Genomic DNA, 22723 nt, shown 5'->3' on the forward strand with positions numbered 1-22723 from the left:
GAGCGGTCAGTGGTCATGCGATGCCCCCGACTTCTCGATGTCGGCCTTCACCAGGTAACTCTGCTCCACCACCACCTGGTCGCCGGCGTTCAGACCGGACAGCACTTCCACCTGTCGCGCATCGCGCTTGCCGAGTTCGACGGGCCGCACTTCATACGTGTCGCCCACGCGCACGAACACCACCTCCCAGTCGCGGAATGTCTGCAGCGCGGCTACCGGCACCACCAGCGCGGCAGGTTGCTGCTCCACCGTGATGCGTGCCTTGACCGCGGAGCCGGGACGCCACAGTCCATCCGCATTCTCCAGCGTGGCCCGGGCAACCGTACTCTGGCTGGCCGTGGCGGTTCCGGGCAGCACGCGTTCGAGCGTGGTGTGTACGGTGGCGCCGTCGCTCAGCCGGGTCACCGTCACCGGTACGCCGGGCACGATGTGCTGCGCATCCGCGCCGAAGATGTGCAGGTCCACCCACAAGGTGGACAGGTCCGCCACTTCGAACAACGTGGCGCCCTCGCCCACCACGCTGCCCACGGTCGCATGCCGCGCCAGCACGACGCCCGTGATCGGCGAGGTGACGGCATACGTGGTCAGGCTGAGATTGCTTTCCACGCTGGCCATCGTCTGGCCGGCCTGCACGCGGTCGCCCACGTTGGCGGCCAGTCGGCGGATGGGGCCGGGGAAGCGTGCGGCGATGTTGGCCACGCGTCCTTCGACCGGCGTCAGCAGTCCCTGCACTTCATGCTCGTCGGCGATGGTGCCCGCCTGTGCCGGTGCCACGCGGATGCCGGATTCATCGGCGATCTTCGCGGCGATGGTGGTGCGGCCTTCGTGGCTGTCGTAGGTCCAGCGCAACGTGCGTCCTTCGATCTTCGCAACCACCTCGACGTCGAAGGAATGCGGTTCGCCCACCACGGTCTTCGCCAGCAGGCTGCCGTCCGGTTGCGGTGTCAGCGCATGCGTTTCGCGCACGCCGCCCAGGCGGACGAGGCGGACTTCCACGCTGCCCGCGCTTGCGGGCAAGGGCGTGCCGTCACGGTAGAGCCAGGCCTGGTACCTGGGTGGCGTGCCGGTTTCAGCGATCGCCAGCTCGACGGTGAAACCGTCCTGGCTCAGCAGTCGGCCACCGTGTCCACCCCGTGCGGCATCGGCGTCGTCATGCGCGCCGCCTTCTTCGTGGCCGTGGTCGTCCGTGGACGCGCTGTCGGCCGCGCCGCCGCAGCCTGCCAGCATCAGGGAGAGCGCGAGCGCGCGCAGGAGGGGGTGCAGGGTCATGGCGTGCTTCCTTGTTCGGCAGTTGCGGTCCCGGCCACGAGCGCCTGGCCGGTGAGGCGTTGGAGTTCGATCAGCGCGCGGTGTGCTTCGAGCGCTGCCTCGAGTTGCTGGCGGCGGGTCGACGTGGTGTCCGACTGCAACTGCGCCCACTCCAGGTAGCTGATGGCGCCGGCCCGGTAGGCACGCTCGGCCGCCTGTTCGGCGCGCACCAGGCGCGGCAGCACGTCGTCGCGCATGCGCTGCACTTCGAGCTGCGAAACGCGATAGCGGCCGTGGGCGTCGGTGAGCGTCGAGTACAGCGCGATGTCACGCGATTCGCGCTCGATGTCCAGCGCCGCCAGGTCGGCTTCCGCAGCCCTCGCCTCGGGGCCGACGCGGCGCGCGCTTCCCAAGGGCAGCGACACGCTGCCGACCAGTGCCGTGTCGCCGCTTTCCTGCAGCCGGCGCACGCCGACCTGCCAATCGAGGTCTGCCGTCCCGCTGCTGCGCGCCAGGCGCAGGCGCGCCTCGCGCAGGCGGCGCTCGTCGGCGAACTGGGCAAGTTCCGGCGCGCCTTGCAGCAGCGCGGCCAGGGCCTGCGTGTCTTCGATGGCGGGCAGCGCCAGAGGATCGCCTGGCGCCACTGCGAACCCGGGATCGCGCTCGCCCCACAACGCGGCCAGATGCTGGCGCGCGGCGTCCTGCTGCTGCTTCGCACGTGCCGCCGCCATCTCTGCACGCGCCAGTGCGGCCTGCGCGGTGAGGAGCACCGACTCCGGGGACGCGCCCGCCTGCAGCCGCTGTCGTGCGGCCGCCACGGTGCGGCGGCGCTGCGCGATGTCCTGTTCGGCGATCTCGTGTTGCGCGTGCGCGGCGGTGACGGCCAGATAGCGGCGCGCCACCTCCGCCAGCAGGTCAAGGCGTTGCGCTTCGCGCTGCACGGCCAGGGCATCGATGCGTGCCTGTGCCAGCGTGCGGCGGGCATCCAGCTTGCCGCCCCGTTCCAGCACGCCGGCCAATGTCAGCGTGAGTTCGGCCCCGGAAAAACCACGGGCGCCGCCCGTGCCCAGCATGTTCTCCACCTGCATGCCGGCGCTCAACGGCGGGCGCAGGATCGCGGCATCGCGCTCGGCGAGCAGTGCGTCGGTGCGGGCGCCGAACAGGCGCAGGTCGGGATGGACACGGGCAACGCGCGCGATGGCGTCGTCCAGCGTCAGGGATTCAACAGCGGGCGATGGCGCCTGTGCATGCACGCACGGCGCGATCGCGAAGGCGGCCAATGCCGCCAGTCGCAACCACATGGGAATTCTCCGGAAAGTCGGTGATGGAGCGCGGGCGACAGGACGTCAGCCCGGCATGGACATCACGCGCTGATCGGAGGACGCAGCAGGGAGGTGGCCGGCGCGCGTGGCACCGCCATCGTGGCCGCGACGGGCGCAGCGGAAAGCAGCTTCATGGCAGGCACGCGCATCGCCGCGGGCACGATGGCGGTCAGGTGGCCGCAGCAGTGGCTGGCGTGCATCAGGGCGTGCAGAAGATCCCCCTCGCCCGCCTCCCCATCCGCGTGACCATGGTCGTTGCCTGCGGATTCACCCGCATGTTCGCTGACCGCATGCAGATGGTCGCCGCCGCTGCCCAACTCGTGCAGGTCGCCCAGCGAGGCCAGTACCGGGTTCGCCAGCACGGCCAGCAACAGCACCGCCAGCGCGGGCAGGCGCAGCAGCCGGAAGCAATGGCGGCGGAGAAGACGGAGCATCGGCCCGCATCGTAGCGGCTGCCATCGACGTTAGACAATTCCACGTCGCACCGCGGTCGCGAACTGGAACAGGTCTTGCAGTGCCCCCTCCGACCCCGTCGGAAACGCGCCATGTCTGAGCAGGACGAAAGCGGCGAACGCACAGAACTTCCTACCGAAAAACGACGCCGCGAAGCCCGCGAGCAGGGCAACATCCCGCGTTCGCGCGAGCTGGCGACGGCGGCTGTCTTCGGGGCCGGCGTGCTGGCGATCATCGCGATGGGCCCGGGCCTGGCACGCGACACGCTGGGCTGGATGAAGATCGCGCTGACGCCCGACCCCGCGCTGATGCGCCAGCCGGACCAGCTGTTCGGGCATGTCGGCCTACTGCTGCTGAAGCTGCTGGCGGTGGTCGCGCCGGTGGCCGGCATCTGCGTGCTGGCCGGCCTGGCCGCACCGATCGCGATGAGCGGCTTCCAGTTCTCGCAGAAGGCGCTGATGCCGGATTTCAAGCGGCTCAGCCCCGCCGCCGGCCTCAAGCGGCTGTATGGCGCCGAGAGCGTGGCCGAACTGCTGAAGTCGCTGCTGCGCGTGGCCCTGATCGGCGGTGCGGCGGCGATCTGCGTGAAGCTGGGCCTGAACCCGCTGCGGGAACTGCTGACCATGCCGCTGGAACAGGCTGTGCGCAGCGGCCTGACGTTCACCAGCACCCTGCTGCTGGCGACCACCGGCGGCCTGATCCTGCTGGCCGCCATCGACGCGCCGTACCAGAAATGGAACTGGCTGCGGAAACTGAAGATGACGCGCCAGCAACTCCGCGAAGAGATGAAGGAAAGCGAGGGCAGCCCCGAGGTCAAGGGCCGCATCCGCCAGATGCAGCACCAGCTGTCGCAGCGCCGGATGATGGAAGACGTGCCCACCGCCGACGTGATCGTGGTCAATCCGACCCATTACGCGGTGGCGCTGAAATACCAGGCCGGTCAGATGGGCGCACCCACGGTGGTCGCCAAGGGCGTGGACGAACTGGCCATGCGGATCCGCGAAGTGGCCGATGCCCACCGCATCGCCATCGTCTCGGCGCCCCCTTTGGCACGCGCCTTGTATCGCGAAGGTCAACTTGGCCGGGAAATCCCCGTGAGACTCTACGCCGCCGTCGCCCAGATCCTGTCCTACGTGTACCAGCTGCGTGCCTGGCGCGTCGGCGAGGCCCCGCTGCCCGACCTGCCAGCGGTGGACGTGGATGAGCACGGGGGCAAGGCATGAGCGCGCAACCGGTCGGCGGCATGCGCTGGATGGAGATGCTGAAGAACGGCCTCGGCGCACCCCTGGTCGTGCTGGCGCTGCTGGCCATGATCGTGGTGCCCCTGGCACCGCCGGTGCTGGATGCCCTCTTCAGTTTCAACATCGCCATCTCGCTGGTGGTGCTGCTGGCCGTGGTGTACGTGAAGCGGCCACTCGACTTCACCATCTTCCCGATCATCCTGCTGATGACCACGATGCTGCGGCTGGCGCTGAACGTGGCGTCCACCCGCGTGATCCTGCTCAATGGCCAGAACGGCCATGACGCCGCCGGCAAGGTCATCGCCGCGTTCGGCGAATTCGTGGTGGGCGGCAACTACGCGGTCGGCATCGTCGTGTTCGCCATCCTGACCATCATCAACTTCGTGGTGATCACCAAGGGCGCGGGGCGCATCTCGGAAGTGTCGGCGCGCTTCATCCTGGACGCGATGCCCGGCAAGCAGATGGCCATCGACGCCGACCTCAATGCCGGCATCCTGACCCGCGAGGAAGCCAAGGCCCGCCGCGAGGAAGTGCGCGAGGAAGCCGATTTCTACGGCGCGATGGACGGTGCCAACAAGTTCATCCGCGGCGACGCCATCGCCGGCATCCTGATCCTGTTCATCAACCTGGTCGGCGGCTTTGCCGTGGGCATGTTCCAGCACGGCATGGCGGCGGCGGACGCGGCCTCCACCTACACCCTGCTGTCGATCGGCGACGGCCTGGTCGCGCAGCTGCCTGCGTTGCTGGTGTCGTCTTCGGTTGCCATGCTGGTGACGCGCGCCTCGCGCTCGCAGGACATGGGCCAGGCGGTGATGGGCCAGGCCTTCGGCCAGCACAAGGCGCTGGCGGTGTCGGCGGGCGTACTGGGCCTGGTCGGGCTGGTGCCCGGCATGCCCAACGTCGCCTTTTTGACGCTGGCGGCCGGCCTGGGCTACCTGGCCTGGAAAATGTGGAAGCGGACCCAGGAAAGCCCAGAAGCCGCTGCCGGCGACCTGGCGGCCCTGCCCGCACCCGGTGCCCCCGACCGCAACGCCGAACTGACCTGGGACGAGCTGCGCCCGGTCGACCCACTTGGCCTGGAGGTCGGCTACCGGCTGATCCCGCTGGTGGACAAGAACCAGGGCGGCGAACTGATGTCGCGGATCAAGGCCGTGCGCCGCAAGCTGACCCAGGACCTCGGCTTCCTGGTGCCGCCGGTGCACATCCGCGACAACCTCGAACTGCCGTCCAACGGCTACCGCCTGCTGGTGCATGGCGTGCCGGTGGCGTCGGCCGAGATCCATCCCGACCGCGAGCTGGCCCTCGATCCGGGCGGCGCGTTCGGCGCCATCGACGGCATCCCCGGCAAGGACCCGGCGTTCGGGCTGGACGCGGTGTGGATCCAGTCGCACCAGAAAGCCACCGCCGAATCGCTGGGCTATACCGTGGTCGATCCGGCCACCGTGATGGCCACCCACCTCTCGCACCTGGTGCGCGAACACGCGCCGGAGTTGCTGGGCCACGAGGAAGTGCAGCAGCTGCTGTCCCAGCTGGGCCGCAGCGCGCCGAAGCTGGTCGAGGACCTCACCCCGAAGGCGCTGCCGCTGGCCACCGTGGTGCGCGTGCTGCAGAACCTGCTGATCGAGCGCGTGCCGATCCGCCAGCTGCGCCGCATCGTCGAGGCGCTGGTCGAGTTCGCCCCGCAGAACAGCGATCCCGCCGCGCTCACCGCTGCGGTACGCACCTCGCTGGGCCGCTTCATCGTGCAGGAAATCTCCGGCATGGCGCCGGAACTGCCCGTCTATACCTTGGCGCCGAATCTGGAACGCGTCTTGCAGGACAGTACCCAGGGAACCGGCGCGGCGCTGGAACCGGGACTGGCGGAACGCCTGCACCAGAGCCTCGCCGACGTGGTGAACAAGCAGGAAGCCCGCAGCGAGCCTGCGGTGGTGCTGGTACCGGGTTCGGTCCGCGCCGCCCTCGCCCGCCTGGTCCGCCACAGCGTCCCCTCGCTGTCGGTGCTGGCCTACAGCGAGGTTCCCGAGGACAAGCGGTTGAAGCTGGTCGGCACGATCAGCTGAGACCGGAAGCAGCAGAACCCGACGCGACATCGAACCGGATAGCACGCCATGAAAATCAAACGCTTCGTCGCCCCCGACATGCGCACCGCCTTCGCGATGGTCCGGCAGGAACACGGCCCGGACGCGGTGATCCTGTCCAACCGGGTGACCGAGGATGGCATCGAGATCGTTGCTGCCAGCAATTACGACGAAGCGCTGGTGCAGCGCACGCTGGAAGCGATGCGCCCGGCCACGCCCCCTGCGCCGCTGCATCCGCTGCTCGACCCGGCGCCGCAGGCACCGACCGCGAACGCTCCGGCCCTGTCACCGGCCGAAGCCGCCGCCAGCTACTTCGCCCGCCGCCAGCCGGCTGTCCCCGCTGCCCCGCGTGCCGGGACCGCCAAGCCGGCCGTCGCCGCACCCGCGTCGATCGCACCGCCGGCAGCGCCCGTCGCAGCGCCACGCGCGCCGGTGGCCGCCACGCCCGCGCCGATCACCGGCGAGATTCCGGCGCCGGTCGTCCGCGACATCGCGCCGCTGCTGATCGAACCCGAATCCTTCGCCGCCAAGCTGGCCGCCTGCCTGCCGGCCGCTCCCGCCAACGAGCCGGTCGCCGCGAGCGAACCCGCAGCACCGCCGCGCCGTCAGCCCGCGCCGCGCGCCGACGCCGATGACACGCTCGATCTGGATGCGCTGCTGCCCTCGATCGCGCCGCCGGTGTCGCTGCCGGAACCCGAGCCTGCGCCGGTCGTCGCGCTGCACGCCACGCGTGCACCGGTGATCGCACCGGTACCGGCGCCCGCTGCCGTCACCGTACCGACGCTGACCGTCGTCACCGACAACGCCACGCACGCCCGCGAGAGCGACGAGCAGCTGGTGCAGATGCGCGGCGAACTGTCCGCCATGCGCGAGATGATCGAGCGCGAGATGCACCGCCTCACCGACGAACGCCTGCGCGGTTCGCCGGTGCGGATGCAGGCGATGGAACTGATGGAAGACTACGGCTTCGACGCCGGCATCACCCGCGACATCGCCCTGCAGATTCCCGCCGACACCGAATTGCACCGCGGCCGTGGCCTGATGCTGGGCCTGCTGTCGAAGAAGCTGCCGGTGGTCGACACCGACCTGCTGGAAACCGGCGGCGTCATCGCGCTGGTGGGCCCCACCGGCGCGGGCAAGACCACCACCATCGCCAAGCTCGCCGCCTGCTTCGCGCAGCGCTACAACGCACGCGACGTGGCGCTGATCACCACCGACACCGTGCGGGTCGGCGGTCGCGAGCAACTGCACGGCTACGGCCGCCAGCTCGGCATCGCCGTGCACGAGGCCGACAGCGCACAGGCCCTCGCACTGCTGCTGGAGCGCCTGCGCGACTACAAGCTGGTACTGATCGATACCGCCGGCCTGGGCCAGCGCGACCGCAACCTGGTGGGCCAGCTCAACTGGCTGCGCGCATCGGGCCAGGTGAAGACCCTGCTGTGCCTGCCGGCCAACTCGCACTTCTCCGACCTGGACGAGGTCGTCCGCCGCTTCAGCAGCGTGCAGCCGCAAGGCGTGGTGCTGACCAAGCTGGACGAGACAGGCCGCCTGGGCAGCGCCCTGTCGGTAGTCGTGGACCACCAGCTGCCGATGACCTGGGTAACCGACGGCCAGCGCGTTCCCCACGATCTCCACCGCGCCAACAGCGCCCACCTCGTGCTGCGGCTGGACCAGCTGCGCCGCGAAGCCGACGAACCCTGCTCGACCGAGGCCACCCATGTCGCCTGACCACCTGCTGCAGACCAATCCCCGCAGCACGCCGCCGGCCGCCGGCGCATTCCATCCCGTGCGCGTCATCGCCATCACCGGTGGCAAGGGCGGCGTGGGCAAGACCAACGTGTCGGTCAACCTGGCCGTGTCGCTGGCCGAAATGGGCAAGCGCACGCTGCTGATGGACGCCGACCTGGGCCTGGCCAACGTGGACGTGCTGCTCGGGTTGTCGCCGAAGTTCACCCTCGCCGACCTGGTCGCAGGACGTTGCGGACTGGAAGACGTACTGCTGGAAGGCCCCGAGGGCGTGCTGGTGGTTCCCGCCTCGTCGGGTTTCCGCCACATGGCCGAACTGGCGCCGGCCGAGCACGTGGGCCTGGTCAACGTGTTCTCCGAACTGCAGCGGGCGCTGGATTTCATGGTGGTCGACACCGCCGCCGGCATCACCGACAGCGTGCTGACCTTCTGCCAGGCCGCGCAGGACACCGTGGTGGTGGTCTGCGACGAGCCGGCCTCGATCACCGACGCCTACGCGCTGATCAAGGTGCTCGCGCGCGAGCGCGGCCTGGACCGCGTGCACGTCATCGCCAACATGGTCCGCGACCCCAACGAGGGCCGGAAGCTGTATGAAAAACTCGCCCGCGTCTGCGAGCGTTTCCTCGGCGATGTCGCCCTGCACTACCTCGGCGCGGTGCCGCAGGACGACTGGCTGCGCCGTGCGGTGCAGCGCCAGCAGCCCGTCGTGAAAGCCTATCCGGGCAGCCCATCGGCCCGCGCCATCGCCGAGATCGCGCGCATGACCGCACGCTGGCAGCCGCCGCTGGGAGCGCGCGGCAACGTCGAGTTCTTCGTCGAACGCCTGATCCAGCGGGGAGTCGCCGCATGAACACCGCCGCCGCCCAATACCGCGCCGTACAACGCAGCAGTGCGAACGATTTCGTCACCCAGCATGCCGACCTGGTCCGCCGCATCGCCCATCACCTGGCCGCGCGCCTGCCGGCCAGCGTGGAGATCGACGACCTGGTGCAGGCCGGCATGATCGGCCTGCTGGAAGCCTCGCGCAGCTACGATGCCGAGCAGGGCGCCTCGTTCGAGACCTACGCCTCCATCCGCATCCGCGGGTCGATGATCGACGAGATCCGCCGCGGCGACTGGGTACCGCGCTCGGTCCACCGTCGCGCCCGCCAGGCGGCCGCCACCGTGCGCGAGATCGAACAGCGCACCGGCCGTGCCGCCATCGCCACCGAAGTGGCGAGCGCGATGGAAATGCCGCTGCCCGAATACCTGCGCCTGATGGAAGATGCCGCGCGTGGCCAGGTGCTGAGCCTGGAATCGCACATCGACGACCATGGCGAACCCAACACCGCGCGTACCGGCGGCCCCTCGCCGCAGCAGCACTTGGAGCGCAGCGAGTTCCGCCAGCAACTGGTCAAGGCCATCGGCCACCTGCCCGAACGGGAGCAGCTGGTGCTGTCCATGTACTACGAGCAGGAGCTCAACCTGAAGGAGATCGGCGCCGTCCTCGGCGTCAGCGAGTCGCGCGTCTGCCAGATCCACGGCCAGGCCATGGTGCGGCTGCGCGGACGCCTGCAGGTGTTCGAGAAGGCCGACGCCGGCCTGGAAGACAACGACTGAAGAATCCCCACGGCCTGCCGATAAGGCTCCGGTAGGCCGCCGCGTGCAGCCCCTGCCTTGCCGTAGCCCCTGACCGGGCACGCTTTACTGGAGTTCGATGTGACCGCCAACAAGAACATGCGCATCCTCATCGTGGACGACTTTTCCACCATGCGCCGCATCATCAAGAATCTGCTCAATGACCTGGGCTATACCAATACCGCCGAGGCCGAAGACGGCAACAGCGCGTTGACCGCACTGTCCCAGGGCAGCTTCGAGTTCGTGGTCACCGACTGGAACATGCCCGGCATGACCGGCATCGAGCTGCTGAAGGCCATCCGCGCCGACGACCGCTACAAGACCCTGCCGGTGCTGATGGTCACCGCCGAGGCCAAGCGCGAGCAGATCATCGAGGCGGCGCAGAACGGCGTGAACGGCTACATCATCAAGCCGTTCACCGCGCAGACGCTGGAAGAGAAGCTGGGCAAGATCTTCGAACGCCTGGGAGCCGCTGCCTGATGAGCGCCGTGGCCGATGTCGCCGGCGCACGCGCCGCGCTGGTGGAAAAACTGCAGCACGCGCTGGATGCCCTGGAACAGGGCGACGAAGCCGGCTGGCGCCGCGAACTGGATGCCATCGCCGCCTGGCGCACGCAGCCGATGATGCAGGGCCTGGGCCGCCTGGCGCGCGAGCTGGCGCAGACGCTGGGCGAACTGCCGCCCACCGGACCGGGCGAGCTGGACGACGCCTGCGCGCGCCTGGACCATGTGGTGGAAATGACCGAACAGGCCAGCCACACCACGCTGGACCTGGCCGAACAGTGCCGTGGCTACGCCACCCAACTGAAGGGCACCGCGCTGTCGCCCGAGCAGGCGGCGCTGGTGGACAGCATCGGCAAGGGGCTGTCGGAGATGGCCCTGGCGCAGAGCTACCAGGACCTCACCGGCCAGATCATCCGTCGCGTCGCGGGCATCGTCCGTCGCGTGCACGAGGGCTTCGGCGCGCTGGGCCTGCCGCCGCCGGAGAAGAAGAACCCTTCAGATCTGGCCGGTCCGGCCGTTGCTGGTCTGGACCGCAACGCGTTTTCACAGAACGACGCAGACGACCTGCTCTCCGGACTGGGGCTGTAGGCACCCGCGAACGCGCAGCGGAACCGGAGACCTGCCATGCCCGACGCTTCCGCCCGCCGTTCCTGCCATCCCCTCGTCCTGCTGTTCGTGGGATCGCTGCTGGTCTGCGATGTTCTGGTCGGCCGCTTCCTGCGGCGTCGCCACGCGCACGCCCTGCACCTGCTCGATTCCTCCCGCTGATCACCCGTCCCGGTACCTGCCCCGCCCATGTCCGCCGTCACCCCTGAAATCGCCGCCGACTTCCTGATCGAAGCGCAGGAAATCCTCGACCGGCTGGGCGAGCAACTGGTCACGCTGGAACAGGACCCCTCCGACAGCGAGCAGCTGAACGCGGTATTCCGCGGCTTCCACACCCTGAAGGGCGGCGCCGGCTTCCTCGGCATCCAGCCGATGGTCAACCTGTGCCATGCGGCCGAAGAGACGCTGGGCCTGGTGCGCGCCGGCCAGGCGACGCTGGAACCGCAACACTTCGATGCCGCCCAGCAATCGCTGGACTGGCTGCAACAGATGCTGGATGCGATCGGTGCCGGCGAAGACCCGCCACACGCCCCGCAGATGCTGATCGACCAGTTCGATACCCGGGGGGATGCCGCACCCGCCGCGCCGAAACCCACCGCCGCGACAAGCGCCGCGCCCGCTGCGGCCGGCGCGGACCTGATCAGCGACGACGAGTTCGAGGCCTTGCTGGACCAGTTGCACGGTGATGGCGCACCCACCCGCGCCGCTGCGCCCGCACCCGTCGCGCGACCGGCACCTTCGCCCGCGAAACCGGCCGCGCCGAAGCCGGCCGCGAAAACCGGTGGCGAAACCGAACAGACCATCCGCGTGGACACCAAGCGGCTGGACGCCATCGTCAACCTGGTGGGCGAACTGGTGCTGTCGCGCAACCGCCTGAAGACATTGCGCGCGCGCATCCGCGACGAAGAACTGGACCGCGCCGTCAGCAGCCTCGACATCGCCACCGCGCGCCTGCAGACGGCGGTGATGCGCACGCGCATGCAGCCGGTGGGCAAGGTGTTCTCGCGCTTTCCCAAGGTCGCGCGCGACGTTGCCCGCCAGTTGCAGAAGGAAGTGGACCTGGAACTGGTCGGCGCCGAGACGGAGCTGGACCGCAACCTGGTGGAAGCGCTGGCCGATCCGCTGGTGCACCTGGTCCGCAACGCCATCGACCACGGTGTCGAAGTGCCCAGCCTGCGCGAAGCCTGCAGCAAGCCGCGTGCCGGCCACGTACGCCTGTCGGCGCAGCAGGAAGGCGACTTCGTCACCATCGAAATCCGCGACGACGGCGCCGGCATCGATCCCGAACGCCTGCGGGCCAAGGCGCTCGAAAAGGGCCTGATCGATCCCGAAGCCGCCGCGCGTCTGACCCACGACGAATGCCTGCAGCTGGTCTTCCTGCCCGGCTTCTCCACCAAGGCCGAGGTCACCGACATCTCAGGCCGCGGTGTGGGCATGGACGTGGTGCAATCGCGCATCCGCGAACTCAGCGGGCAGATCACCATCCATTCCGACATCGGGCGCGGCAGCCGTTTCGTCATCCGCGTGCCGCTGACCCTGGCGATCCTGCCCACCCTGCTGGTGCAGGCCGGCGACCCCGTCTATGCACTGCCGCTCGCGCGCGTGATGGAAGTGCTGCACGCACCGTCCGAAAGCCTGCGCTGGTTCGATGGCCAGGCCGTGCTGGATCGCCAGAGCCATACCTTGCCCCTGGTCGACCTGCGCCACTGGCTGCAGGTGGACCCGGTGATGACGCCCCTGCTCACCATCGTGGTGCTGCAGATGGGCGAACAACGCTTCGGCCTGATCGTCGATCAGGTGCGCGGCCGCGAAGAAGTCGTCATCAAGCCCCTGCCACGCGCCGTGCGCGGCCTGCCCGGCTACGCAGGCGCCACCCTGATCGGCGACGGCCGCATGGCCCTGATCCTCGACGTGGACGGCCTGCGCGCGACGGCGTGACGCATTGTGCTCCCTGTAGGAGCGACGCAAGTCGCGACCGCACGCCCTGCACAACATGACGCCTGGATGGCGGTGTGACCCGGTCGCAAATAACGTCGCTGCTGCAATCGCCAGGCGACAGCTCGCGATTCCAGATCACGCGCGGCATGACAACCCGGTGTCTGTGTGATCACGGTCGCGACTTGCGTCGCTCCTACAGGACTCACGACTCAAGTCCACCTGAACCGGGCCGATAGATCTGCACATGGACATCTTCAGCCTCATCGGACTCATCCTGGCGCTGGTCGCCCTGGTAGGCGGCAGCATCCTCAAGGGCGCGGGCCTGTCCTCGCTGTGGTCGTCGGCGGCCTTCGTCATCGTGATCCTGGGCACCATCGCCGCGATCCTGGTGCATACGCCGCCGCCGGTATTCAAGCGCGCGCTGTCCATCGTGCGCTGGGTGATCCGGCCACCGGGCACCGATGGCGATGCGCTGATCGCCGAGATCGTCGACTGGAGCAACATCGCCCGCAAGCAGGGCCTGCTGGGGCTGGAGCCGCTGGTCAACCAGCAGGACGACCCGTTCCTGAAGAAGGGCCTGCAGATGCTGGTGGACGGCGTGGAGCCCGAATCGATCCGCCACATGATGGAGATCGACCTCAACGGCCAGGAACACCAGGATCTCGCGGCCGCCAAGGTCTTCGAGGCCATGGGCATCTACGCCCCCACCCTGGGCATCATCGGCGCCGTCTTCGGCCTGATCGCGGTGATGAAGAACCTTGCCGACCCCAGCAAGCTGGGCCATGGCATCGCCGCCGCGTTCACCGCGACGATCTACGGCATCGCCTCGGCCAACCTGTTCTTCCTGCCCATCGCCAGCAAGCTCAAGAGCGTGATCGGTGGGCGCAGCCGCGAACAGGAAATGATCATCGAAGGCCTGATCGCGATCGCGCAGGGCGAGAACCCGCGCAACATCGAGGCCAAGTTGGCCGGTTTCCTGCACTGATCCCTGCGGAACGACGGCGATGGCGCGCAGGAAGAAACACGAGGAGCACGCGAACCACGAGGCCTGGGCGATCCCCTACGCCGACCTGATGACGCTGCTGCTCGCCTTCTTCGTGGTGATGTACGCCATCTCCACCATCAACGAGGGCAAGTACCGCGTGATGGCCGATGCGCTCACGGCGGCCTTCGGCGGTGCCCCGCGCACCATCAACCCGGTGCAGGTGGGCAACCACCAGCTGCAGGGTGCCGACTTCGACCGGCCCTCGCCGATCAAGTCCGGTGCCAAACAGGGACCCTCCGCACCCTCGCCTTCGCCCAACGTCACTCTGCTGGCGGCGATGGCCTCGCAGATGAACCTCTCGCTGGACGCCAAGGGCCTGCAGAGCGCACAGGGCGAGCTCAAGCGCATCGCCGATGACCTGGAGCGCGCGCTGGCACCGCTGATCGACGAGAAGCTGGTCGTCATCAAGCGCTCCGAGTTGTGGCTGGAAGTGCAGATCAACAGCGACATCCTGTTCGCCACCGGCTCGGCGGCGCTGGATCCGCAGGCGCAGCAGACCGTCGGCAAGCTGGCGGAAGTGCTGGGCAACGTACCCAACTCGGTGCGCGTGGAAGGCTATACCGACGACCGCCCGATCCGCACCGCGCAGTTCCCGTCCAACTGGGAACTGTCTTCGGCCCGTGCGGCGAGCGTGGTGCACCTGTTCGTCCGCGACGGAATTCCGCCGGAGCGGCTGGCGATGATCGGCTACGGCGAGTTCCGGCCGATCGGCGACAACGCCACCCTCGAAGGCCGCAACGCCAACCGCCGCGTGCTGCTGATCATCCTGGCCAGCCCGGCCGGCCCGGCACCGAACTTGCATGCCCAGGAACAGGCCGTCGAAGCGCCGTCAGTGATCGCACTGCCGTCGCTGCCGACCCACGCCGCGTCGCCCATGCCCGGAGCGCCGCCGGCGCCCCAGGTCCATGAAGGAGTCCAGTGATGCGCGTGTGGGCAATCGCCAACCAGAAAGGCGGCGTCGGCAAGACCACCACCACCCTCGCCCTCGGGCGCGCCCTGGCCATGCGTGGCCGTCGCGTGCTGCTGGTCGACCTGGATCCGCATGCGTCGCTGACGCGCGCGTTCGGCGTGCCCGCCGAGCCGCAGCCTGCCGGCGTGCTGGACCTGTTCGACGAGCAGCCGCCGCTGCTCGCCAGCGTGGCGCGCGCCACCGAGATCGAGAACCTCGCCTTCGTTCCGGCACAGACACCACTGGCCACGCTGGAGCGCCGCAGCGCCACCCAGCCAGGTCTGGGCCTGGCCCTGTCCAATGCGCTCGCGCGCGGCGGCCAGACCTGGGACCACGTGCTGTTCGACTGCCCGCCCACGCTGGGCCTGCTGATGGTCAATGCGCTGGCTGCCGCCGACCACGTCATCATTCCGACCCAGACCGAACCGCTGGCGCTGCACGGCCTGAAAGGCATGTGCCGCACCGCCGACATGATCCAGCGCTCGCGCCATCGCGAACTGCCGGTCTCGATCCTGCCCACGCTCTACGACAAGCGCACCCGCACCGGTGCCGAGACGTTGAAGGCGATGCAGGACGAGTACGGCGGACGCGTCTGGAACGACGCCATCCCCAATGACACGCGCATCTGCAGCGTCGATGCACTGACCCGTTCCAGCCCCGCCGCGCAGTATCCCGGCCGCGGCCTGTCGGCGTACCGCCGCGCCCTGGACTGGCTGTTGCTGACGGAAGCACGCGCCACCGAGCAAGCCGCATGACCACGCCCGCCGTCCTCGACGACTACCTGCACGACCTGCTGGGCGACGTGGGCACGGCGACCGCCGCCGCCCCGTCCCTGACCGCGGTCGCCGCGGAAACAGCCGCCACCGGGACATCGCCCGATGCGGCCGACACACCGGCATCGCCCGCCGCGAACGTCAAAGCTCCCCCTGCGCTGGCGATCGCACCGGTACGTGCAGGCAGCGACGCCGACATGATCGGCGACGACGAATTCGAAGCGCTGCTGGACCAGTTGCACGGCAGCGGCGCGCCCACCGCCGTAACCAGTCCTCCCAGCGAACCCGTCGTCACCGCCCCGCCCGCGCCTGCGCTCGCCGTCGCACCTGCGCGCGCAGGCAGCGCCAGCGACATGATCAGCGACGACGAGTTCGAGGCCCTGCTGGATGACCTGCACGGAAGCGCGGCGCCTACCGCGCGGGTTTCCGAACCCGCGCCGGTCGCCGCTCCGGTCGCTGCACCCGCTGCACGCCCCGTGCAGGCGCCGCGCGCGCTGCCGCCGCTGCCGAGCAAGCCCTACCTGCAGGAGGCATTGCCCGATACCGGCGAGCGCCGCCGCGCGACCGAACGCAAGACCCGCTGGCTGCGGCTGCGCTGCGACCAGCAGCATTACGCGCTGGAACTGCTGAAGGTGCAGGAGGTCGTGCGCCCCGCCACCCTGCTGCCCCTGCGTGGTGCCGCGCCGCACATGCTGGGCGTGATGAACCTGCGCGGGCAGGTGGTGCCGGTCATCGACATGGGCCTGTACCTGGGCCGCAGTGCGATCGACACCGATGCCGCCACGCGCATCGTGGTGCTCGAGGAGCATGGCGAGACCCTCGGCCTGCGCGTCAGCGCGGTGGAGGACGTCGCCAACCTGACCGACAACCAGATCGAATCCCCGGACAACGCCCGCGTCGGCCGCATCGCCAACCCGCTGTTCCGCGGCGTGGCGCGCCTCAACGAACGTGCGGTGATCCTGCTGGATGCCTCGCAGCTGCTCACCTAGGCCATGGCGATGGCAGGTCGACGCGCATCACATATTCACACCGGACGCTCAAGAGTGGCCCGCGTGCGCCGATACCCCACTAGAGCCGCCCTTCCGGAGACACGATGAGCGCAGTGCCCCTGGGTGATGACCTCGGCATCGAGGCCGCCACCGACCTCAAGCAACACCTGGCCATGCATGTCGCACAGCCTGGCCCGCTGGTGCTGGACGCCGGCACGGTGCAGCGCGTGCACACCGCCAGCCTGCAGGTGCTGTGCAGCTTCGTGCGCCAGCGCGAGCAGGCCGGGCTGGCCACCGACTTCAGCGCGGTCAGCCAGAACTTCCGCGACGCGGCACGCCTGCTCGGCCTCGCGCCGCAGCTTGGCCTGGCGACCACCAACAACGAAAACAACATGCAACAAGTGGAGAACGCCGCATGAGCGCACGCATTCTGGTAGTGGACGATTCGGCCTCGATGCGACAGATGGTCGCTTTCGCCCTGACTTCGGCGGGTTATTCGGTGGATGAAGCCGAAGATGGCCAGGTCGCGCTGGGACGTGCGCAGGGGCAGAAGTTCAACGCGGTGGTCACCGACGTCAACATGCCCAACATGGACGGCATCTCGCTGATCCGCGCCCTGCGCGGCATCCCCGACTACAAGTTCACGCCCATGCTGATGCTGACCACCGAATCGGCCGCCGACAAGAAGGCCGAAGGCAAGGCCGCTGGTGCCACCGGCTGGCTGGTCAAGCCGTTCAATCCGGAACAGCTGGTCGCCACCGTCCAGAAAGTCCTGGGCTGAGCCCCGCACTTCCTCCCCACTTCGCATACCGCCACAGGGCTCCACCGCAATGAACATGGACATGCAGCGCTTCCACGCCACGTTCTTCGAGGAAAGCCGCGAAGGGCTGGAAGCCATGGAAGCCGGCCTGCTGTCGCTGGAACAGGGCAGCCGCGACGGCGACCTGATCAACTCCATCTTCCGTGCGGCGCATTCCATCAAGGGCGGTTCGGCGACGTTCGGCTTCGACGCCATCGCCGGCATGACCCATGTACTGGAAACCCTGCTGGACGAACTGCGCGCCGGCCAGCGCGCCGTCAGCCCGCCGGCGGTCGACGCGATGCTGGCCTCGGTGGACGTGCTGCGTGCCCTGCTGGCCGAGGCCGAACACGGCACTCCGGCCGACCCCGCCGCCGTGCAGGCCATGAAGGACCGGCTCAACGCCGTCCTGTCCGGCCAGGATGCGCCTGCCGCCACGCCCGCCGCCGCCGCCGCCAAGGCCGACGAAACGCCGGAAGGCTGGAAGATCGGCTTCACCCCCGCGCCGTCACTGTTCATGAGCGGCAATGATCCGCTGCGCATCCTGCGCGAACTGGAACACCTCGGTCCGCTTGAGATCGCGTGCCGGATGGAGCGCCTGCCGGGCTTCGAGCAGATCGATCCGCTGGAAGCCTATCTCGCATGGGACCTGGGCCTGATCGGCAAGGTGCCGCGCAGCGCCGTCGACGACGTGTTTGCCTGGGTCGTGGATGACTGCGAACTCGACATCCAGCCGATGCAGCGCGATGCGCTGCCGGTGGACGCCGTGGCCGTGGCTGCGCAGCCGGTCGCCCCGGTTACCGCCAGCGGTGCGCAGGCACCGGCAGGCGCCGCGCCCGCCGCCAACGACACCGCAGAAACCTCCATCCGCGTCAGCGTCGACAAGATCGACGGCCTGATCAACCTCGTCGGCGAACTCGTCATCACCCAGGCCATGCTGAAGCAGGTCTCCGGCCTGCTCGACCAGGCCCAGTGCGAGCGCCTGTTCGCCGGTCTGGACCTGCTGGAACGCAACACGCGCGACCTGCAGGAAGCCGTCATCGGCGTGCGCATGCTGCCGGTGGATGCCGTGTTCCGCCGCTTCCCGCGCCTGGTTCGCGACCTGTCCGCACGCCTCGGCAAGCAGGTGCGCCTGCGCACCATCGGCGAAGGCACCGAACTGGACAAGGGCCTGATCGAACGCATCGCCGATCCGCTGGTGCACCTGGTCCGCAATTCCATCGACCATGGCCTCGAACTGCCCGATGCGCGCCGCGAGGCGGGCAAGGACGAAACCGGCACGATCACGCTGGCGGCGTCGCACCAGGGCGGCCATATCGTCATCGAAGTCAGCGACGACGGCCGCGGCCTGAATCGCGAGCGCATCCTGGCCAAGGCCGCCGAGCGCGGCCTGGCCGTGCCGGAGAATCCCAGCGATTCGCAGGTCTGGGACCTGATCTTCCAGCCGGGCTTCTCCACCGCCGAAGCCGTGACCGATCTCTCCGGTCGTGGTGTGGGCATGGACGTGGTCCGCCGCAACATCCAGGCACTGGGTGGCGAAGTGCAACTGGAAAGCGCGTCCGGCAGCGGCACGCGCGTGGTCATCCGGCTGCCACTGACCCTGGCCATCCTGGACGGCATGGGCGTGTCGGTCGGCGAGGAAACCCTGATCCTGCCGCTCGGCTACGTGCTCGAGGCCCTGCAGCCGCAGGCCGAGGACGTGCGCACGGTGGCCGGCGACGGCCGCGTGCTGCGCGTGCGCGGCGAATACCTGCCCATCGTGTCGTTGAACGACTACTACCGCTACGGCCAGAGCGAGGCGGAAGATCCGCTGGTGGTCGTGGTGGAAGCCGACGGCCAGAAGCTGGCGCTGGAAGTGGACGAGCTGATCGGCCAGCAGCAGGTCGTGGTCAAGAACATCGAAAACAACTACCGCCGCATCGACGGCATTTCCGGCGCCACCATCCTCGGTGACGGCCGCGTGGCCCTGATCGTCGATGTCGGCGGACTGGTCCGCGCACGCAAGACGCTGCAGGCGGCCTGACGCCGCCGCTCCACCTTTTCACGAATGCGCCGTCACCGGACGCGACCGTAGACTGGTCGCGGCAGGCGGGCGCTTGCCCACACCCAGCAGGTAAATCCATGAAGTACATCTCCACCCTCGCCCTGGCCCTGATGGCCATCCATGCCAGCGCCCGTGCCGAAGACGCCGGCACCCACGCCACCGCCTGGCCGCCGAAGATCACCTTCGCCAACGGCACCGAGCTGAGCCTGGGCGGCAACCTGCAGTACGACGCCAACCACTTCTCGGGCACCGGCTACAACGGCGCGGCGCTGGAAGATGACGACGCCTGGCGCCGGCAGGAAATCGGCGTGACGCTCAAGCGCAAGGGCGTGTACGACTTCGGCGCGACCTTCGATTTCGAAGCCAAGACCTGGAACGACGTCGCCCTGCGCGTCGAAACCAAGGCGCTGTTCGGGCACGATGCAGGCAAGCTGCGCGTCGGCCAGATGAAGCTGCCGCTGGGATTCGAAGGCAATACCGCCACGCGCAGCGCAGCCTTCGTGGAAGCCTCGCTGCCCACGCAGGCGTTCTACCAGGGGCGCCGCACCGGCATCGACTGGGCCTTCGAGCGTGAGGCCTACATCGTCAACGCCGGCTACTTCTTCGAATCCGACCTGCAGGGCAACAACAAGGGCGACACCGCCGCCGCGCGCGTGGCATGGACCCCCCTCAAGCAGGCCGGCAACGTGCTGCACCTGGGCATCTCGGCCGCACAGGAGCGACCGGACAGCGAAGTCAACGGACTGGGCGTGACCGTCTACCCGAGCGCGCGCTGGCGCGCCAAGCCGGAAGCCGCACTGACGGCGGTACGGCTGGTGGACTCGGGCACGCTGACGCGCGTGGACCGCATCGACCGCAACGGCCTGGAAGCCCTGTGGATCCATGGCGCGTGGTCGCTGCAGGGCGAATACCTGCGCCAGAAGACCACGCGCGAGCTCGGCCTGCCTTCGTATTCGGCGGATGGCGCCTACGTGTTCGGCAGCTGGATGGTGACCGGCGAGTCGCGCGCCTACAGCGCCGGAAACGTCGGCAATCCGAAGCCGAAGGGCAAGTACGGTGCGCTTGAACTGCTCGCACGCTACAGCCGCATCGACCTGGACAGCGATGGCATTGCAGGCGGCCGCGAAGACAACTGGACGCTCGGCGCCACGTGGTACCTCGCGCAGAACTTCAAGTTCCAGGCCAACTACGTGAAGGTGGATGCCGAGCGCGGCGCGTTCTCCGCCAGCCCCGACGTGTTCGAACTGCGCGCACAGATGCATTTCTGATCGCGCACTACGCCGGACGCGTCGCGCGCGTCACAGTTCGCGCGCGACGCAGGCCGGCAATCAGGTAAACACGATTACTTTCCCGCCGAACGGTCATAAAGAAGCCACCAGGGCCGCCGTTACCTCCTCTGCAGACGATGCAACGCCGGCAAGGCCGGATCGGGACGGGGAACCCCTCATCGATACCGCGACGTCCACATACCCGTGGGCGCTGGCTGGCTGCACGCCTTCCATGCTCAACCGGAGATGCATCACATGAAATGGTTCCAGAACCTGTCCATCGGCCGGAAGCTGGCCGTCGCTTTCGCCCTCACCGCCCTGATGACCGTCATCCTGGGCGTGTTCTCGCTGCTGCGCCTCGGCGCGTTGAACGACAAGCTGCAGGCCGTCAGCGGCGTCGACATGCCGTCCGTCCAGTACATGGGCGAAGTACGTTCGCAGCTGGGCGAATTCCGGACCTTCGAGATCGCCCAGCTGACCCGCCTGGACGAACCCGACGCGATCATCGACTACAACAAGCGCATGGCCGCCAGCAAGAAGATCGTCGAAGAGCAGCAGGCGCTGTTCGAGGCGCTGCCGACCGATGACAAAGAGAAGCAGCTGTACACGGACGTCACCACGAAGCTGACCGCCTATTTCGACGCGCGCAAGGAAATCGATGCCGCGCTTGAAGCAGGTGACTACGTGCTTGCGCAGTCCGTCTCGGACGAAAAGTCGCGTCCGCGCCGCCGCGACCTGTTCGCTGCGCTGAAGACGCTCAACGAGCACAGCGTCGACGTACTGAACGAAGAGATCGCCAATGCCGACGCCGGCTACCGCGCCAGTGCGCGCGCCATCGTCGCCGGCATGATCGGCCTGACGCTGCTGGCGATCGGCCTGGGCTGGGTCATCGCGCGTGCCATCGTCAAACCGGTCGACGAAGCCGTGCGCGTCGCCAACGACGTGTCCGCCGGCAAGCTCGACGGCCGCATCGACACGTCGCGCAAGGATGAGGTCGGCCAGTTGCTGTCCGCCATGCAGCGCATGCAGATGCAGGTGGTATCGGTGATCGGCGCGCAGGGCGAGATGGCGCGCCGCCACGACGAAGGCCAGATCAGCTACCGCATCGACGACGGCGATTTCCCCGGCGAGTACGGCCGCATGGTGCGCGACACCAATGCGCTGGTGGCACAGCACATCGGTGTGAAGATGCGGCTGGTCGAGGTGATGCAGCGTTACGCCATCGGCGACCTGTCAATGGACATGGACCGCCTGCCCGGCGAGAAGGCGAAGATCACCGAAGCCATGGATGCCACCAAGGCGAACCTGTCGGCCATCAATGGCGAGATCAAGCGTCTGGCCAGTGCCGCTGCTTCAGGCGACTTCACCCACCGCGGTGACGCCGAAAAGTACCAGTACGACTTCCGCGACATGATCGACGGCCTGAACCGGCTGATGGAAACCACCGACAGCAACCTGGCCGATGTGTCCTCGCTGCTGCGTGCGATCGCCGATGGCGACCTGACAGCCCGCATGGAAGGCGACTTCCACGGCGTCTTCGCCACCATGCGCGACGATGCCAACGCCACCGTCGCCCAGCTGACCGAGATCGTCGGCGGCATCCAGATGGCGGCCACCAGCATCAACACCGCTGCCGGTGAGATCGCCTCCGGCAACAATGACCTGTCGCGCCGCACCGAACAGCAGGCCGCCAACCTGGAAGAGACCGCCGCTTCGATGGAGGAACTGACCTCCACCGTGCGCCAGAACGCCGAGTCCGCCCGCCAGGCCAACCAGTTGGCCATCGGTGCCGCCGGCGTGGCTTCACTCGGTGGCGATGTCGTCGGCCAGGTGGTCACCACGATGCGCGACATCGAGCAGTCCTCCAAGAAGATCGCCGAGATCATTTCGGTCATCGACGGCATCGCCTTCCAGACCAACATCCTGGCCTTGAACGCGGCGGTGGAAGCCGCCCGTGCCGGCGAGCAGGGTCGCGGCTTCGCGGTGGTCGCTTCCGAAGTGCGCACCCTCGCCCAACGTTCGGCCAATGCCGCCAAGGAGATCAAGGGTCTGATCGAGAACTCGGTGGATCGCGTGGCCGACGGCTCGGCGCTGGTGAACCAAG

General features: G+C 68.5%; 20 protein-coding genes and 1 pseudogene. 18 read left to right on the forward strand and 3 right to left on the reverse strand.

Annotated features, from left to right (window positions below; genetic code table 11):
- Positions 1-6 precede the first annotated feature (6 nt).
- The 3 genes from ACIPRS_RS18545 to ACIPRS_RS18555 all read right to left on the reverse strand — a co-directional run bounded on the left by ACIPRS_RS18545 (position 7) and on the right by ACIPRS_RS18555 (position 3004).
- Entirely contained in the window at positions 7-1269 is a 1263-nt protein-coding gene (locus tag ACIPRS_RS18545) for an efflux RND transporter periplasmic adaptor subunit (protein WP_446539611.1), read from the reverse strand.
- The gene (locus tag ACIPRS_RS18550; protein ID WP_446539612.1) at positions 1266-2549 is read right to left on the reverse strand and encodes a TolC family protein; all 1284 of its coding nucleotides are present in this window, start codon (positions 2547-2549) and stop codon (positions 1266-1268) included. The genes ACIPRS_RS18545 and ACIPRS_RS18550 overlap by 4 nt, the downstream gene beginning before the upstream one ends.
- A 62-nt stretch (positions 2550-2611) precedes the next feature.
- Positions 2612-3004, reverse strand: a complete 393-nt coding sequence (locus ACIPRS_RS18555) for a hypothetical protein (RefSeq protein WP_337732109.1) — start codon at positions 3002-3004, stop codon at positions 2612-2614.
- Between the two features lie 111 nt (positions 3005-3115).
- Between ACIPRS_RS18555 and flhB the strand changes: the two genes are divergently transcribed.
- The 18 genes and pseudogenes from flhB to ACIPRS_RS18645 all read left to right on the forward strand — a co-directional run.
- Entirely contained in the window at positions 3116-4246 is a 1131-nt protein-coding gene (gene flhB, locus ACIPRS_RS18560) for a flagellar biosynthesis protein FlhB (protein WP_446539613.1), read from the forward strand.
- Positions 4243-6324: a flagellar biosynthesis protein FlhA gene (gene flhA, locus ACIPRS_RS18565; protein ID WP_446539614.1), complete on the forward strand. Its 2082-nt coding sequence runs from the start codon at positions 4243-4245 to the stop codon at positions 6322-6324. The genes flhB and flhA overlap by 4 nt, the downstream gene beginning before the upstream one ends.
- Positions 6325-6372: 48 nt before the next feature.
- Positions 6373-8070 carry a flagellar biosynthesis protein FlhF gene (gene flhF, locus ACIPRS_RS18570; protein WP_446539615.1) on the forward strand — a complete coding sequence of 566 codons (1698 nt, stop codon included), beginning with the start codon at positions 6373-6375 and terminating at the stop codon, positions 8068-8070.
- Between the two features lie 55 nt (positions 8071-8125).
- Positions 8126-8938: pseudogene (locus tag ACIPRS_RS18575) on the forward strand (MinD/ParA family protein); the annotation flags it as partial.
- A complete protein-coding gene (locus ACIPRS_RS18580) occupies positions 8935-9687 on the forward strand; it encodes an RNA polymerase sigma factor FliA (protein ID WP_192202664.1) in 753 nt (250 codons plus the stop codon). The pseudogene ACIPRS_RS18575 and the gene ACIPRS_RS18580, both read left to right, overlap by 4 nt.
- Positions 9688-9804: 117 nt before the next feature.
- On the forward strand, positions 9805-10185 hold the full coding sequence (locus ACIPRS_RS18585) for a chemotaxis response regulator CheY (RefSeq protein ID WP_192202794.1): 381 nt from the start codon (positions 9805-9807) through the stop codon (positions 10183-10185).
- Positions 10185-10796 (forward strand): protein phosphatase CheZ, encoded by a 612-nt coding sequence (locus ACIPRS_RS18590; protein ID WP_142124922.1) that lies wholly within the window; start codon positions 10185-10187, stop codon positions 10794-10796. Before ACIPRS_RS18585 ends, ACIPRS_RS18590 begins: the two co-directional genes overlap by 1 nt.
- A gap of 36 nt (positions 10797-10832) precedes the next feature.
- Positions 10833-10976: a hypothetical protein gene (locus ACIPRS_RS18595; protein WP_337732114.1), complete on the forward strand. Its 144-nt coding sequence runs from the start codon at positions 10833-10835 to the stop codon at positions 10974-10976.
- A gap of 27 nt (positions 10977-11003) precedes the next feature.
- Entirely contained in the window at positions 11004-12752 is a 1749-nt protein-coding gene (locus ACIPRS_RS18600; protein WP_192202666.1) for a chemotaxis protein CheA, read from the forward strand.
- A gap of 244 nt (positions 12753-12996) precedes the next feature.
- Positions 12997-13737 (forward strand): flagellar motor protein, encoded by a 741-nt coding sequence (locus ACIPRS_RS18605; RefSeq protein WP_192202667.1) that lies wholly within the window; start codon positions 12997-12999, stop codon positions 13735-13737.
- 19 nt (positions 13738-13756) lie between these two features.
- On the forward strand, positions 13757-14719 hold the full coding sequence (gene motD, locus ACIPRS_RS18610) for a flagellar motor protein MotD (protein ID WP_192202668.1): 963 nt from the start codon (positions 13757-13759) through the stop codon (positions 14717-14719).
- Entirely contained in the window at positions 14719-15501 is a 783-nt protein-coding gene (locus ACIPRS_RS18615; protein WP_446539616.1) for a ParA family protein, read from the forward strand. Before motD ends, ACIPRS_RS18615 begins: the two co-directional genes overlap by 1 nt.
- A complete protein-coding gene (locus ACIPRS_RS18620; RefSeq protein ID WP_446539617.1) occupies positions 15498-16508 on the forward strand; it encodes a chemotaxis protein CheW in 1011 nt (336 codons plus the stop codon). Before ACIPRS_RS18615 ends, ACIPRS_RS18620 begins: the two co-directional genes overlap by 4 nt.
- Positions 16509-16612: 104 nt before the next feature.
- Positions 16613-16927, forward strand: a complete 315-nt coding sequence (locus ACIPRS_RS18625; protein ID WP_142124928.1) for an STAS domain-containing protein — start codon at positions 16613-16615, stop codon at positions 16925-16927.
- A complete protein-coding gene (locus tag ACIPRS_RS18630) occupies positions 16924-17289 on the forward strand; it encodes a response regulator (RefSeq protein WP_192202671.1) in 366 nt (121 codons plus the stop codon). The genes ACIPRS_RS18625 and ACIPRS_RS18630 overlap by 4 nt, the downstream gene beginning before the upstream one ends.
- A 49-nt stretch (positions 17290-17338) precedes the next feature.
- Positions 17339-19330 (forward strand): chemotaxis protein CheA, encoded by a 1992-nt coding sequence (locus ACIPRS_RS18635; RefSeq protein ID WP_446539618.1) that lies wholly within the window; start codon positions 17339-17341, stop codon positions 19328-19330.
- Positions 19331-19428: 98 nt separating this feature from the next.
- Entirely contained in the window at positions 19429-20619 is a 1191-nt protein-coding gene (locus ACIPRS_RS18640; RefSeq protein ID WP_446539619.1) for an OprO/OprP family phosphate-selective porin, read from the forward strand.
- 255 nt (positions 20620-20874) lie between these two features.
- A partial coding sequence (locus ACIPRS_RS18645) for a methyl-accepting chemotaxis protein (protein ID WP_446539620.1) occupies positions 20875-22723 on the forward strand: 1849 nt, incomplete at its 3' end.

It is taken from the genome of Pseudoxanthomonas sp. LARHCG66, assembly GCF_052871755.1.

What these genes read in the sequence shown, in the direction of transcription:
- ACIPRS_RS18545 (WP_446539611.1), bottom strand. Translation starts at nt 1,269, where the DNA reads ATGACCCTGCACCCCCTCCTGCGCGCGCTCGCGCTCTCCCTGATGCTG.
- ACIPRS_RS18550 (WP_446539612.1), bottom strand. Translation starts at nt 2,549, where the DNA reads ATGTGGTTGCGACTGGCGGCATTGGCCGCCTTCGCGATCGCGCCGTGC.
- ACIPRS_RS18555 (WP_337732109.1), bottom strand. Translation starts at nt 3,004, where the DNA reads ATGCTCCGTCTTCTCCGCCGCCATTGCTTCCGGCTGCTGCGCCTGCCC.
- flhB (WP_446539613.1), top strand. Translation starts at nt 3,116, where the DNA reads ATGTCTGAGCAGGACGAAAGCGGCGAACGCACAGAACTTCCTACCGAA.
- flhA (WP_446539614.1), top strand. Translation starts at nt 4,243, where the DNA reads ATGAGCGCGCAACCGGTCGGCGGCATGCGCTGGATGGAGATGCTGAAG.
- flhF (WP_446539615.1), top strand. Translation starts at nt 6,373, where the DNA reads ATGAAAATCAAACGCTTCGTCGCCCCCGACATGCGCACCGCCTTCGCG.
- ACIPRS_RS18580 (WP_192202664.1), top strand. Translation starts at nt 8,935, where the DNA reads ATGAACACCGCCGCCGCCCAATACCGCGCCGTACAACGCAGCAGTGCG.
- ACIPRS_RS18585 (WP_192202794.1), top strand. Translation starts at nt 9,805, where the DNA reads ATGCGCATCCTCATCGTGGACGACTTTTCCACCATGCGCCGCATCATC.
- ACIPRS_RS18590 (WP_142124922.1), top strand. Translation starts at nt 10,185, where the DNA reads ATGAGCGCCGTGGCCGATGTCGCCGGCGCACGCGCCGCGCTGGTGGAA.
- ACIPRS_RS18595 (WP_337732114.1), top strand. Translation starts at nt 10,833, where the DNA reads ATGCCCGACGCTTCCGCCCGCCGTTCCTGCCATCCCCTCGTCCTGCTG.
- ACIPRS_RS18600 (WP_192202666.1), top strand. Translation starts at nt 11,004, where the DNA reads ATGTCCGCCGTCACCCCTGAAATCGCCGCCGACTTCCTGATCGAAGCG.
- ACIPRS_RS18605 (WP_192202667.1), top strand. Translation starts at nt 12,997, where the DNA reads ATGGACATCTTCAGCCTCATCGGACTCATCCTGGCGCTGGTCGCCCTG.
- motD (WP_192202668.1), top strand. Translation starts at nt 13,757, where the DNA reads ATGGCGCGCAGGAAGAAACACGAGGAGCACGCGAACCACGAGGCCTGG.
- ACIPRS_RS18615 (WP_446539616.1), top strand. Translation starts at nt 14,719, where the DNA reads ATGCGCGTGTGGGCAATCGCCAACCAGAAAGGCGGCGTCGGCAAGACC.
- ACIPRS_RS18620 (WP_446539617.1), top strand. Translation starts at nt 15,498, where the DNA reads ATGACCACGCCCGCCGTCCTCGACGACTACCTGCACGACCTGCTGGGC.
- ACIPRS_RS18625 (WP_142124928.1), top strand. Translation starts at nt 16,613, where the DNA reads ATGAGCGCAGTGCCCCTGGGTGATGACCTCGGCATCGAGGCCGCCACC.
- ACIPRS_RS18630 (WP_192202671.1), top strand. Translation starts at nt 16,924, where the DNA reads ATGAGCGCACGCATTCTGGTAGTGGACGATTCGGCCTCGATGCGACAG.
- ACIPRS_RS18635 (WP_446539618.1), top strand. Translation starts at nt 17,339, where the DNA reads ATGAACATGGACATGCAGCGCTTCCACGCCACGTTCTTCGAGGAAAGC.
- ACIPRS_RS18640 (WP_446539619.1), top strand. Translation starts at nt 19,429, where the DNA reads ATGAAGTACATCTCCACCCTCGCCCTGGCCCTGATGGCCATCCATGCC.